Here is a 12642-nt window from a genome sequence, read left to right as displayed (position 1 = left end):
CGAGCGGCAGACGGTTCCACGTGATTCGCATACACGGACGGAGACTGCCCGCACCGAGTTAAACCCTGCTCTACTCGCTGCGGCGTTCGTACGCGCCGAGATCGGGGGCGTCGCCGACGTAGGCGAGGCCGACGTCGGTGCCGGCGTCGACGGCCGGGCTGTCCGCGGTGAGCGCGAGGAAGTCCCGACTCGACGGGTCGGTGCTCGCGAAACCGGGGTCGTCGACGTCGAGCGTCCACGAGTTCACGTCGTCGTCCACGCCGCTGGCGGTCGAGATGCGGCCGTCCTGATTGAGGTTGTTCCGGAGGACGTGCGCCGGGCAGCTCCGGCCGCTCTGGCAGTCGAAGCGGAAGCCGGTCGGGTTGTCCCACGCGGTGCAGTTGTAGACGGTGAGCGCGCGCGTCGCGGTGTTGTCGTCGAATCCACGCCGGCGGTTCCGGTAGGCGACGCAGCGCTCGACGCGGCTGTCGCCGCTCGGGAGGGAGCCGCCGCCGAGCTTGAAGCCGTTCCCGTCGCCCGCGGGGTTCCCGTCGGGGTCCCAGCCGTTCTCGAAGGCGACGCAGCGGCGGAGCGTGATGTCGACGCCCTCCCAGAGGTCGAAGCCGTCGTCGGAGTTCCCGTGCGCGACGCAGTCCTCGACGACCGCGCCGGGCGACTGGCCGACGTCGAAGCCGTCGGCGTTCCCGCCGCCGCTCGACGGGTCGTAGTTCCTGCGGCTGACGACGCGGCGGACCGTGCAGTCAGTGGTGTCGTAGAGCAGGACGCCGGTGCCGCTGGCGTTCCGGTCGCCGCCGGAGCCGGTGACGACGACGTCCTCGATAGTGATATTCCGCGAGCCGTCGGTCACCAGGACGCCGTCGCTCGGCGCGTTCTCCACGGTGAGGTCGCGGACGTGCACGTGCTCGCAGTTCCGAATCTGGAGGCCGCCGACGGTCTCCTCGACGAAGTCGATGGTGGCGGCTTCGCCCGGCGCGCTCGCGACGGTGACGGGCGCGTTCGGCGTTCCCTCGACCGACGTGAGGCGGACGTGCCCGGCGACGCGGTGCGTGCCGCCGCGGAGGTAGACGCTGTCGCCGGGGGCGACCGCGCGGAACGCCCGGCGGAGCGACGCGAACGGCTGGTCGTCGCTACCCTGGTTTCCGTCGTCGCCGTCGGGCGAGACGTAGTACGCGCGCGGGTCCGGAATCGGCGTCGGCTCCTCAGTCGTCGTCGGCTCGCCGGTCGTGGTCGTCTCGTTCGCCGCGGGGTCGCCGGGACGCGGGCAGCCGGCGAGCGCGCCGGCGAGACCGACGGCGAGACCGACGGCCGCGCGGCGGGAGACCCCGCTCGGCTCACCGCTCTCGTCGCTTCCCGCGTCGCTATCGGCGTCGTCCGACGGCCGTCGAGCGGTCACTCCCGTCCCCCGCTCGTCGACGACGCGCGCCCGAATCGGTTCACGCCCCGCAGATTCGGCCCGAGCGTCCTTAGGCGTTCGCGTCCCCGAACCGTTTTTCTCGCTCGCCGCCGAACCACGACCAATGCGTTCACCGACCGACGCCGACGCGGACTCGCGAGCGCCCGTCGACCTCGTCGTCGTCGCGCTGCTCGCGGTCGCTGTCGCCGCGCTCACCGTCGCCGACGCGCCGTGGCGCGGCCCGGTCCGCGCCGCGCTCGCCGTCGTCGGCTTCTTCCTCCCCGGCTACGCGCTCGTCGCCGCGCTCTTCCCGCGCGGCCCCGTCGGGGACCGCGAGGCCAGCCCCGTCGACATCGAGCGCGTCCACTACCTCGACGGGTTCACGCGCGCCGTGCTCGCCGGCGCGCTCGCGCTCGTCGTCTCCCCGCTCCTCGGCATCGCCGCGGACCTCGCCGGCGGTTCCATCACGACCGGCCCCGTCATCGGCGTTCTCGTCGGGTTCACGCTCGTCGCGTGCGCCGTCGCGGCCGTGCGCCGCCGCCGCCTCCCGCCCGCCGACCGCTACCGCCCCGGCGCGCGCTGGGCCGCCACGCTCCGCCGCCTCGTCCGCAACCCCGACCGCGAGACCGTCGCGGGCGTCGTCGTCGCGCTCGCCGTCGTCATCGCCGCCGGCGGCGTCGTCTCCGCCGCCGTCTCCCAGCCGTCCGGCGAGCAGTTCAGCGAACTCTCCATCGTCACGGCGAGCGAGAGCGGCCAACTCACCGCTGCGAACTACCCCGAGAACCTCACGCTCGGCGAGCCGGCGACGGTCCGCCTCGGCGTCGAGAACCACGAAGGCCAAACGGTCGAATACACCGTCGTCGTCGTCCTCCAGCGACTCGACGGCCCGCCGCGGGACGCGACCGTGACCGAGACGGCGACGCTCGACCGATTCGCCCTCACCGTCGCCGACGGCGCGACCGACCGCCGCGACGTCACCGTCCAGCCGACGATGACGGGGAAGAACCTCCGACTCGCCTACCTCCTCTACGTGGACGCGCCGCCGGACCAGCCGACCCCGGAGAACGCCGACCGCGAAGCCCACGTCTGGGTGACCGTCGAGGACGACACCGGGGACGCGACGGCGTAACGGCGAGACGGCGGGCAGCGAGGCGTTCGGGAGCGTTCGTCGACACATTGATTGTCGGACCGGCGGACTACCGGGTATGAAGGCAGTCATTCCGGCGGCCGGGCGCGGCACTCGGCTCTACCCCCAGACGCTCACGAAGCCGAAGGTGATGGTTCGGCTCGCTGGCAAGCCGCTCCTCGGCCACATCCTCGACCGCCTCATCGCCGCGGACATCGAGGACGTCGTCGTCGTGGTCGGCGGCGAGCTCCGCTCGCAGATCACGGAGTACGCGACGGAGGCGTACGGCGACGACCTCTCGCTCTCCTTCCCCGAACAGGAGGTCGCGCGCGGCCTCGGGCACAGCATCTATCAGGCGCGCGAGGACGTCGCGGGCGACCCGATTCTCGTCGTGTTGAGCGACATGCTGTTCGTGGACGGCTACGAGTCCTTCCTCGACGCGCACCAGGCGACGGACGCCGCGGGGACCATCGGCGTGCGCGAGGTCACGGACCCGCAGAACTACGGCGTCGTCGAGCTCGGCGCGGACGACCGCATCACGCGGCTGGCGGAGAAACCGAAGGAGCCGAAGTCGAACTACGCCATCAGCGGGCTGTACGCCGTCGACGACACGCCCGCGCTCTTCGGCGCGCTGGAGGCGCTCATCGAAGCGGGGCAGACGGGCGCGGGCGGCGAGTTCCAGCTCACCGACGCGCTCCAGCGGATGCTGGAAGCCGGCGTGTCGCTCGCCGCCGCCGAAGTCGACGAGTGGTACGACTGCGGGCGCTCCGAGACCCTCCTCGACGCGAACGCCGTCCTCCTCGACCGCCGCGGCGGCTCCGGTGACACGGACGTCGAGAACGGCCTCGTCATCCCGCCCGTCGACATCGGCCGGGACGTCACCATCGAGTCGAGCATCGTCGGCCCGCACGTCAGCATCGACCGCGGCACCGAAATCAACCACAGCATCGTCAGCGAGAGCATCGTCGGGAGCGACAGCACGCTCACCGGCATCAACGTCGAGCGGAGCCTCGTCGGCGACTCCGTCCTCCTCTCCGATACGGCCGACCGCCTGAACGTCGGCGCGAACAGCCGCGTCGAGTTCTGAGCGGGAGAACGAGCGCTAGATCTCCGAGATGATGCGCGCGACGTTCATGACGACGACGGCCCCGAAGACGAGGACCCAGAGGACGCCGACGGCGCGGACGCGCCACCGCCACGCGGATTCGACGCCGTAGGTGGCGGTGAGTTCGGCGGTGAGGAAGAAGCCGACGACGCCGACGACGAGGAAGCGGCCGACGTCGAACGCGCCGAGCGAGACGAAGACGAGCAGCGTGCCGAGGAGCCACGCGACGTTCAGCCCGACGAACCGGAGGCGCTGCTCGACCATACCGCCCCTTTTCCACCGCCGCCACCTAACTGTTCGGCCCTGCGGTCGGCGAGTGCGGGCCGGCCAGTGAGCGCGAGTCAGGGCCGGCGAGCGTGGGCGAGGGCCCGCGAGTGTGAGTCGGGAGTGGTGAGTGTGGGTTTTAGTAGCCGGCCGCGTGAAGGACGCGTGATGAGCGAGCGAGTGGCGGGCGAGACGGTGCTCGTGACGGGCGGCGCGGGGTTCATCGGTCGACACCTCGTGGACGCGCTCGTCGACGAGAACGACGTGCGCGTGCTGGACAGCGGCGCGTCCGGCGAGCCATCGAGACTCCCGGACAGCGTCGAGTTCGTCGAGGGCGACGTGCGGGACGCCGGCGTGGTGGCGGACGCGATGGCGGGCGTGGACGTTGTCTTCCACGAGGCGGCCGTCGTGAGCGTCTCCGAGTCCGTCGACGCGCCCGCGGAGACGAACGCGGTGAACCTGACGGGGACGCTGAACGTCCTCGAGGCCGCGCGCTCCGTCGGGTCGCGCGTCGTCTTCGCGTCGAGCGCGGCCATCTACGGCCGCCCCGAGTCGGTGCCGGTCGCGGAGACGGACGAGACGCGGCCGCTGTCGCCCTACGGCGTGCAGAAGCTGATCGCCGACCACTACGTCCGCCTCTACCACGACCTCTACGGGCTGGATACGGTCGCGCTCCGGTACTTCAACGTCTTCGGGCCGGGGCAGCGCGGCGGCGACTACAGCGGCGTCATCACGGCGTTCGTGGACCGCGCGCTCGCCGGCGACCCGCTCCGCATCGACGGGGACGGCGGGCAGACGCGGGATTTCGTCCACGTCGAGGACGTCGTGCAGGCGAACCTCCGCGCGGCGACGACGGACGCCGTCGGCGAAGCCTACAACGTCGGCACGGGGAGCAGCGTGACGATCCGAGAACTCGCGGAGACCGTCGTCGACGTGACGGACGCGGACGTCGCTATCGAGCACGGCCCGGCGCGAACGGGTGACATCCGCGAGAGCCTCGCAGACGTCTCGAAGGCCCGCGAGCGCCTCGGTTACGAACCGACGGTCGCGCTCCGCGACGGGCTCGACGACTTCGTGACGTCGCGACGAGGGGGCGACGAATGACCGCGGATTCCACCGCGGCGGAGACGGATCGAACGCGCGTCCTCGAACCCGCGGCGTCCGACGATGCGCCGTGGGCGCACGCGCAGGCCACCGAGTGGCCGGTCCGCCGGCAGGTCCTCCTGACGCTCGACCTCGAACGCGACTTCGGCACCGCCGTCACCACGCCCTCGTTCGACGCGCTCGACGCCGTCGACGACCTCGCCGCGCTCCTCGAACGCTACGATGTCCCGCTCACCTGCTTCGTGCAGACCGCGGTACTCGACCGGCGGCCCGGAGCCGTCGAAACCCTTAGAGACGCGGGCGTCGACGTCCGCTTCCACCCGCACTCGCACACGCACCGCCGCCGCGACCGCACCCAGTTCGAAGGCGAGATACGGCAGAGCACGCGGCGCTACCGCGACTTCTTCGACCGCGACCCCGTCGGCTACCGCGTCCCCGACGGCAACGTCCGCCCCGAGGACTACGACGTCCTCGTCGACGAAGGGTACGCCTTCGACGCCAGCCTCTTCCCCTCCTGGCGACCCGGCCGCTTCAGCCGCAACGGCGCGCCGACCACTCCCCACTACCTCGACGCCCACGACCTCTTCGAGATTCCCTTTACCGTGTACTCGGAGCGCGTCCGCGTGCCCACGGCGCTCTCCTACTGCCGCCTGCTCGGCCGGCCGTACACGACGCTCCTCTGCCGCCGCCCGCCGCCCGTCGTGATGTTCAACATCCACATGCACGACCTCGTGACGCCGCCGGCCTACGACGACCTCCCCGCCTTCTACAAGGCCGTCTACGCCCGGAACCCGGACGGGTTCGGCGTGCTCGAACGCGCCATCCGCGCGTTCGACGACCGCGGATACTCCTTCGCGACCGTCGACCACGTCCACGACGCCCTCCGCACGCAGCACTCGTAGCGCCCGAAAGCGGGCACCGAAGACGTTTTAGCCGGGTTTCGGGGTTCGATACGTGGGTGGTGGTCGGAGCGCCGTTCGTTCGCCGTATCCCAATATTGAAGCGGTGTTCTGCCGACAGTCCAGGCATGAAACTGAGCGTTCTCGGGAGCGGGTACGTCGGGACGACGGTCGCCGCGTGCTTCGCGGACCTCGGCCACGACGTGACCGCGGTCGATATCGACGAGGACACGGTCGCGGCGCTGAACGACGGGCACGCCGCCATCCACGAACCCGGACTCGACGACCGCATCGCGGCGAACGTCGGCGACCGCCTGCGCGCCACGACGGACTACGACGCCATCGCGGAGACGGACGCGACGTTCGTCGCGCTCCCGACGCCCTCCATGGAAGACGGCACCATCGACACGTCCATCCTCGAAGCGGGCGCGGAAGCGCTCGGCGAGGCGATTGCGGGGAAGGACGAGCATCTCGTCGTGGTGAAGAGCACGGTCGTGCCGAAGACCACGGAGACGGTCGTCGCGCCCGCGGTCGCCGACGCCTCGGGGCTGACCGTCGGCGAGGGCCTGCAGGTCGGCGTGAACCCCGAGTTCCTCCGGGAGGGGAGCGCCGTCGACGACTTCATGCGGCCCGATAAGGTCGTGCTCGGGAGCGAGACGGCGCGCGCCGCCGCGTTGCTCCGCGAAATCTACGCGCCGCTGACGAGCCAGGTCGACACGCACGTCGTCGAGACGGGGCTCAGAGAGGCGGAAATCATCAAGTACGCGAACAACGCGTTCCTCGCGACGAAGATCAGCCTGATGAACGAGATCGGGAACATCTGCAAGGAGTACGACGTGGACGCCTACGAGGTCGCGGAGGCCATCGGGCTCGACCACCGCATCGGCTCGTCGTTCCTCGCGAGCGGCGTGGGGTGGGGCGGGAGCTGCTTCCCGAAGGACGTCGCGGCGCTCATCGCGGCGGCGCGCGAGGTCGGCTACGAGCCGTCGCTCCTCGAAGCCGCGGTCGAAGTGAACGAGAAGCAGCCTCGGCGGATGCTGGGCCTCCTGGAGCGTCACGTCGACGTCGAGGGCGCGCGCGTCGCGGTGCTCGGCCTCGCGTTCAAGCCGGGGACGGACGACGTCCGCGAGTCCCGCGCGATTCCCGTCATTCGCGGGCTCTTAGAGCGCGGGGCGACGGTCGTCGGCTACGACCCGATTGCGACGGAGCGAATGAAACGCCACTTCCCCGACATCGAATACGCGGCGTCGGCGGCCGACGCGCTCGACGGCGCGGACGCCGCGCTCGTGACGACGGACTGGGAGGAGTTCGCCGACCTCGACGCCGAGTTCGACGCGATGGCCACCCCGGTGGTCGTCGACGGCCGCCACATCGTCGAGCGCCGCGACGGCCTCGTCTACGAAGGCCTCACCTGGTAACACTCAACACGCTTTTCGCGGGTTCACCGTGGATTCCTCTCCCGGGAGCGAGGGGTCTAGCGCGCACCTCGACGTAGTCAGATACTCTATATATTCTAGTGATACGGTAGTTTGAATGCGCGTACGTAGGTGTTGAACGCTTAACTAGTTATCAGTCACAATATGTTTTTACCGCTGGGGGCACTGAGAATACGGTGATGGCGACTACTCCCCCCACGGTTCGACGGCGCGGCGCGCGGTCCGCCCGGCAGCGAGCGACGGGACGGGAGTCGGCCGTCACCGCTCGACCGTTCAGCACGGGACGACCATGAAACGACACTCCCCCCCGACCGGCGATTCGGACGACTCGGACGACCAGCCACCCGGCCGCGACTTACGGCTCGAACGCCGCTCGTACCTCACGCTCGCCGGCGTCGCCGCGGCGTCAATCGGCGGTCTCGCCGGCTGCAGCGGCGTCATCGACGGTGACACGGCCGCAGGCACCGTCGCGGCATACGGGTACGGCGGCGCGCCGATGCAGGTTTCCGCCGCGACGCTGGCCGCGACGGCCATCGCCGAGTCGGAGCCGAACGACCGGCTCGGGACCGCCACGGCGATTCGCACCGACGCGGACGTCAGCGCGACCCTCGACGCGGCCGAGGTCGACTGGTACCGCTTCAGCGTCGACGGCGACTTCGACGTCGTCTTCGACCGCGACGCGGCCACCGGCATCACCGGCGTCGTCGTCTACGACGACGCCGGCGAGATGCTCGACCTCCGCTACGTCGGCGCGGACGCCCCGGCGGCCGTCACCGAAACCGACGCCTCCGGGACGTACTACGTCGAAATCGTCAACATCCAGGAGAGCGCTGGCAGCTACACCCTCCGCATCGACACCGCCGCGACACCGACAACGACGACGACGACGACGGAGCCCACCACGACGACGACCACAACGACGACGGAACCCACAACGACGACCACGACGACGACGGAGCCCACCACCACGTCGACGACCACAACGACGACGGAACCCACCACGACGACGACCACGACGACGACGAGTGCGCCGGAGGACGATTACGCCGAGCAGGGCTACGGCCAGCTCGGCTACGGGGGGTCGACGTGACCGACGTCGCCGCCCGGCGAGACGTGACGCCCGACGACCACACCGACTCCGAGAGACATGACTGAGAACCACAACTACAACACGCCCGCGAAGGGCACGCTCGACTGGGACGTACCGCTGAACACGAACTTCGAATCGCTCGACACCGACGTCGAAATCCGAGACACGGAGGCGAACCGCGACGACTACGCGCCGAAGGAGGGCGCGAAGTACCTCTCTACGGACACGGGGTCGGTCTACCTCGGCGACGGCGACGCGTGGAACGAACTCGGGACGCTCCGCCGGGTGTTCGTCTCCGAGAGCGAGCCCGCCGACCCGGTCGCGGGCGACCTCTGGATCGACACGAGCTAATGGCCGACTACTACCTCGCCCCGGACGGGAGCGACAGTAACGCGGGCTCGTCGAGCGCGCCGTTCGCGTCGCTCCAGACCCTGCTGAGCGCGCTCGAAGCCGGCGACACCGGCTACGTCCGCGGCGGCACGTACGACGAGTCGGGGTTCGCGGACGGCTCCGACCAGCACGGCACGGCGAGCGCGCCGATTCGCCTCGAAGCCGTCGACGGCGCGGACGTCGTCTTCGACTTCGGGAGCGGCGACACCGGCGGCCTCCGCCTCTGGAAGTGCTCGCACTGGGAGGTCCGCGGGTTCACCGTGCGGAACGCGCCGAGCTACGGCGTCTACGTCTTCGGCGACTCCACGGACGTGACCGTCGAGAACGTCACCGTCGAATACTCGGGCGGCGACCCCGGGACGAGCGGCGCGGGCTTCCACGTCCGCGTCTCCGCGAACACCGTCCTCCGCGACTGCGTCTCCCGCTACAACTACGACCCGTCGAGCGGCGGCGGGAACGCCGACGGCTTCGCCGTCTCGCAGGCGACCGACACGGTCGTCGAGGACTGCGTCGCGTACGGGAACTCCGACGACGGCTTCGACCTCTGGGAGAGCACCGGCCAGCGCCTCAGCGGCTGTGTCGCCCACAGCAACGGCTGGGACCTCGACGGGAACCCCGCGGGCGACGGGAACGGCTTCAAGCTCGGCGGCGGCGACGTGCCGAGCGGCGGCCACCTCGTCACGCGCTGCGTCGCCTACCAGAACCGCCGGCGCGGCATCCACTACAACACCGCCGAAGTGGCGATGGAGGTCTACAACTGCACCGCGTGGGACAACCCCACGAACTTCTACTTCACCGCCGGTGAGCACGTCCTCCGGAACAACATCTCCTCGCAGGGCACGGTGAACATCCAGGACCCCGTGGACGACGCGTGGAACTCGTGGACGCTCGACGTCGGCGACCCCGACTTCGCCAGCACCGACCCCTCCAGTTCGAAGTTCCTCCACCTGACGACCGGGAGCGCCGCCGTCGACGCCGGCACCGACGTCGGCCTCGACTTCGACGGCGACGCCCCCGACCTCGGCGCGTTCGAGACCGACGGCGGGCAGGACGTCACGAGCAACGTCAACCCCGTGCTCAAGGCCGCGACGCCGACCGGCGACGGCGACCTCGCCTTCACTGCCGGAACGCTCCACTACTACGACGGCTCGCGGTGGGTCGCGCCGCCCGTCAGCTACTACGACGGCAGCCAGTACCTCACCGTCTCCGAAGGCGTCCAGACCGACGCCGGCCTCGTCGACGGCTTCGAACGCGGCGACCTCACGCCCTACGCGGGCGACCTCGGCTCCTTCAACGTCAGCACCGACCGCGCCGCCGAAGGGTCGAACGCCCTCAAGACCGCGGGCGGCCGCTCCGCCTGGGCGGACATCCGCTCCACGGAGAAGGCCATCCCGCACGGCTCCACCTTCCAGGCGCGCGTCTACTTCACCGACGCCGCCGACTCCGCCATCCTCCGCTTCGGCGTGGCCGACCAGGACAACTGGCTCGGCGCTGGCTACAACAGCAACGAGAGCGGCATCCAGCTCTCCGAATCCGTCGACGGCAGCTGGACCGAACTCGGCACCGCTCAGATGACGCCCGTCACCGGCGAGTGGATGACCTTCCGCGTCGAGTGGGGCGTCGACGACCCCGACCAGATTCGGATTCGGTGCTTCGACGCCGACGGCGTCGAACTCGGCACCGGCACTACCACCACGTCCGCGAACCAAGGCAACACCGGCTACGGCTTCGAGTACACCTTCCAGTACGGCGGCACCGGCCCCGTCTACTTCGACGACCTCAGAATCGTCTGAGCGGACTCAGCCGCTCTCACAGCCGGTCTCTCTCGCAGTCGCCTTCTCTCGAAACCGTGTCTCTCGCCCGCGTCGGCCTCCGTCTCACGTCGTCCCGTTCGCCGCGGTCGTGTTCGCGCGGCCCTCGGCGATGTACCACGTCTCGAACGCGCCGTTGTCGTAGACGCGGGCGACCGTCGGGTCGTTCCGCATCGTCTCTAAGTCGTCCTCGCCGTAGATGAAGAGGTCGTCCTGCTGGGCGGGCGTGAAGTAGGGGTCGGTGTAGAACCGACGGTCGTACTCCAAGGTGGCGACGTACGTCCGCGGGAAGGTCTGGTTCGCGTAGGTGTGGTTCGTGTAGCCGAGGCGGTCTGGGAGGCCGGTTCTGACGCGCGGCGGCCAGATGGAGCCGGAGACGTCGCCGTAGGTGTACCACTCGATCTTGTGGGAGACGGCGGCGGTGCGGACGGGCGCGTCCGGGGCTTTGTGGGTGAGGGAGAAGGCGACGCCCTCGTACTCGGTCTGCGTCAACTGCTTGTTGGAGGTGTAGGCGGCGTTCGCGCCGAGCGCGGTCGCGGAGACGAGGGAGAGCGCGAGGACGACCTGCGCGACGGTGCGGCGGCGCGGCCGCCACTCGGTCGTGCGGACGAGCAGGAGGCCGACGAGGAGGACGGCCATCACGACGAGGTAGCGGGAGACGCGCGTCGGCTCGAACTCGATGAGGTAGACGGTGAAGAAGCCGACGGCGACGGCGAACCCGACGCCGAACTGACCGGTGGCGAACACCTCGGCGTAGCGCCCGCGGCGGTGGCGGAGCAACTCCCACGCGACGTAGAGGCCGAAGAGCCCGGCGAGCCCGAGGAAGACGAAGATGACGCCGTAGAGCTGGACGAAGCGCACGACGAGTTCGAACGGGGTGAGCGCCGCGCCGGCCGCCTGTCCGGCCGCGCCCTCGACGGGCGTCGTGCCGCCGGTCGCCCACGCGAGCGCGATCTGGCGGATGGACGTCTCGGTCTGACGGAAGTTGATGTACCAGGCGTAGACGACGGGGACGACGAGGAGGGCGAGGCGCGCGGGGATCCGCTCGACGGCCGCGCCGGTGCGCCACGAGTAGACTACGCCGATGACGGTGCTCGCGACGACGAGCACGGCGAGCAGTCCGCCGGTGACCGGGTGGGTGAGCGCGATGCCGACGGCGAAGACGGTGAGGACGAGGAGGTAGGTGGGGGAGTCGCTCCGGCGGACGCGTTCGAGGACGAGAAGCACCGTGGGGAAGAGCATCACGGAGAGGAAGGAGGGGATGATGGTCGTCTGGAAAATCGTGTAGACGAGCGGCGTGCCGGCCGCGAGGCCGTAGGCGATGGCGCGCCGGCCGTCGGTCATCGTGCGGAGGAGCGCGCCGAAGGAGGCGACGAAGACGGCGGTGAACGCGAATTCGACGACGTACTCCGCGCCGCGGAGCGGGAAGCCGAGGAGGACGAGTTCGGAGATGAAGACGTGCTGGACGGGGTACCAGGAGCCGGACCAGATGGAGCCGGTGGCGAGGATGTTCTTCACGTCGCCGATGTGGACGAGGATGTCGGAGGTGCCGCGGCCGTAGAGGAGGTAGCCGCGGACGAGCGGGAGGAAGAAGTAGACGGCGTAGTCGGCGAGGACGAGGGCGAGCGCGTGCTTCCAGTAGGCGGAGCCGTCGGCGGCGGAGAGGAAGTAGACGGCGACGCAGGCGGCGAGGACGCCGTAGAAGGCGACCCAGTAGGCGAGCGGGAACGCCGGCGGGAGGGAGGTCTCGAACCCGGCGGCGGGCGGCGTGGAAACTGCGAGGAGGGTGGCGGCGGCGACGCCGACCGCGGCGAGGAGGACGAGCCAGAACTGGGCGTCGCGCCCCCACCAGTCGTCGGCGTCGACGACGGGCGTCGGGGACGCGTCGCCTTCCGGCGGCTCCGCGGGCTCCTCGGGGTCGGTGTCGGGGAACCGCAGCCAGTCGGGCGTCGGCGGCGTCACGGTGCACGCTCCGCGGCCGCGTGCAGCCATCGAGTCATCGCTCGCAGCTACTCCCGGTCGGG

11 protein-coding genes are annotated in these 12642 nt (G+C 70.3%); 8 read left to right on the top strand and 3 right to left on the bottom strand.

All coding sequences use genetic code 11. From position 1 onward, the window contains the following. Window positions 1-70: 70 nt before the first annotated feature. Window positions 71-1393: a right-handed parallel beta-helix repeat-containing protein gene (locus IEY26_RS06335; protein ID WP_188976953.1), complete on the bottom strand. Its 1323-nt coding sequence runs from the start codon at window positions 1391-1393 to the stop codon at window positions 71-73. A 124-nt stretch (window positions 1394-1517) separates the two neighbouring features. On the opposite strand from IEY26_RS06335, the gene IEY26_RS06330 reads away from it, so the two are divergent. Both IEY26_RS06330 and IEY26_RS06325 read left to right on the top strand, forming a co-directional pair. Beyond that, window positions 1518-2522 (top strand): DUF1616 domain-containing protein, encoded by a 1005-nt coding sequence (locus IEY26_RS06330; protein ID WP_188976951.1) that lies wholly within the window; start codon window positions 1518-1520, stop codon window positions 2520-2522. A gap of 76 nt (window positions 2523-2598) precedes the next feature. Beyond that, on the top strand, window positions 2599-3606 hold the full coding sequence (locus IEY26_RS06325) for a sugar phosphate nucleotidyltransferase (RefSeq protein ID WP_188976948.1): 1008 nt from the start codon (window positions 2599-2601) through the stop codon (window positions 3604-3606). Between the two features lie 15 nt (window positions 3607-3621). Here IEY26_RS06325 and IEY26_RS06320 read toward each other — a convergent pair whose 3' ends face one another. Beyond that, the gene (locus tag IEY26_RS06320; protein ID WP_188976946.1) at window positions 3622-3888 is read right to left on the bottom strand and encodes a hypothetical protein; all 267 of its coding nucleotides are present in this window, start codon (window positions 3886-3888) and stop codon (window positions 3622-3624) included. Window positions 3889-4056: 168 nt separating this feature from the next. Between IEY26_RS06320 and IEY26_RS06315 the strand changes: the two genes are divergently transcribed. From IEY26_RS06315 to IEY26_RS06290, 6 genes are all read left to right on the top strand, one after another. Then, the gene (locus IEY26_RS06315) at window positions 4057-4992 is read left to right on the top strand and encodes an NAD-dependent epimerase/dehydratase family protein (RefSeq protein ID WP_188976944.1); all 936 of its coding nucleotides are present in this window, start codon (window positions 4057-4059) and stop codon (window positions 4990-4992) included. Further along, window positions 4989-5894 (top strand): polysaccharide deacetylase family protein, encoded by a 906-nt coding sequence (locus IEY26_RS06310; RefSeq protein ID WP_188976942.1) that lies wholly within the window; start codon window positions 4989-4991, stop codon window positions 5892-5894. The genes IEY26_RS06315 and IEY26_RS06310 overlap by 4 nt, the downstream gene beginning before the upstream one ends. Before the next feature lie 125 nt (window positions 5895-6019). Next, entirely contained in the window at window positions 6020-7309 is a 1290-nt protein-coding gene (gene aglM, locus IEY26_RS06305) for a UDP-glucose 6-dehydrogenase AglM (RefSeq protein WP_188976940.1), read from the top strand. A 307-nt stretch (window positions 7310-7616) separates the two neighbouring features. Next, complete coding sequence (locus IEY26_RS06300; protein ID WP_188976938.1) at window positions 7617-8417, top strand: carbohydrate-binding protein; 801 nt, start codon at window positions 7617-7619, stop codon at window positions 8415-8417. A gap of 57 nt (window positions 8418-8474) precedes the next feature. After that, window positions 8475-8768 carry a hypothetical protein gene (locus IEY26_RS06295; protein WP_188976936.1) on the top strand — a complete coding sequence of 98 codons (294 nt, stop codon included), beginning with the start codon at window positions 8475-8477 and terminating at the stop codon, window positions 8766-8768. After that, entirely contained in the window at window positions 8768-10600 is a 1833-nt protein-coding gene (locus IEY26_RS06290; RefSeq protein WP_188976934.1) for a right-handed parallel beta-helix repeat-containing protein, read from the top strand. Before IEY26_RS06295 ends, IEY26_RS06290 begins: the two co-directional genes overlap by 1 nt. An 84-nt stretch (window positions 10601-10684) precedes the next feature. On the opposite strand, the gene IEY26_RS06285 is transcribed toward IEY26_RS06290, so the two are convergent. Beyond that, the gene (locus IEY26_RS06285) at window positions 10685-12610 is read right to left on the bottom strand and encodes a glycosyltransferase family protein (RefSeq protein ID WP_188976932.1); all 1926 of its coding nucleotides are present in this window, start codon (window positions 12608-12610) and stop codon (window positions 10685-10687) included. Window positions 12611-12642: the final 32 nt, after the last annotated feature.

Source organism: Halocalculus aciditolerans, assembly GCF_014647475.1.
Lineage (GTDB): Archaea > Halobacteriota > Halobacteria > Halobacteriales > Halobacteriaceae > Halocalculus > Halocalculus aciditolerans.
This window is presented reverse-complemented; position numbering and strand designations above follow the sequence as displayed.

What these genes read in the sequence shown, in the direction of transcription:
- IEY26_RS06320 (WP_188976946.1), bottom strand. Translation starts at nt 3,888, where the DNA reads ATGGTCGAGCAGCGCCTCCGGTTCGTCGGGCTGAACGTCGCGTGGCTC.
- IEY26_RS06300 (WP_188976938.1), top strand. Translation starts at nt 7,617, where the DNA reads ATGAAACGACACTCCCCCCCGACCGGCGATTCGGACGACTCGGACGAC.
- IEY26_RS06310 (WP_188976942.1), top strand. Translation starts at nt 4,989, where the DNA reads ATGACCGCGGATTCCACCGCGGCGGAGACGGATCGAACGCGCGTCCTC.
- IEY26_RS06285 (WP_188976932.1), bottom strand. Translation starts at nt 12,610, where the DNA reads ATGGCTGCACGCGGCCGCGGAGCGTGCACCGTGACGCCGCCGACGCCC.
- IEY26_RS06325 (WP_188976948.1), top strand. Translation starts at nt 2,599, where the DNA reads ATGAAGGCAGTCATTCCGGCGGCCGGGCGCGGCACTCGGCTCTACCCC.
- IEY26_RS06315 (WP_188976944.1), top strand. Translation starts at nt 4,057, where the DNA reads ATGAGCGAGCGAGTGGCGGGCGAGACGGTGCTCGTGACGGGCGGCGCG.
- IEY26_RS06330 (WP_188976951.1), top strand. Translation starts at nt 1,518, where the DNA reads ATGCGTTCACCGACCGACGCCGACGCGGACTCGCGAGCGCCCGTCGAC.
- aglM (WP_188976940.1), top strand. Translation starts at nt 6,020, where the DNA reads ATGAAACTGAGCGTTCTCGGGAGCGGGTACGTCGGGACGACGGTCGCC.
- IEY26_RS06295 (WP_188976936.1), top strand. Translation starts at nt 8,475, where the DNA reads ATGACTGAGAACCACAACTACAACACGCCCGCGAAGGGCACGCTCGAC.
- IEY26_RS06290 (WP_188976934.1), top strand. Translation starts at nt 8,768, where the DNA reads ATGGCCGACTACTACCTCGCCCCGGACGGGAGCGACAGTAACGCGGGC.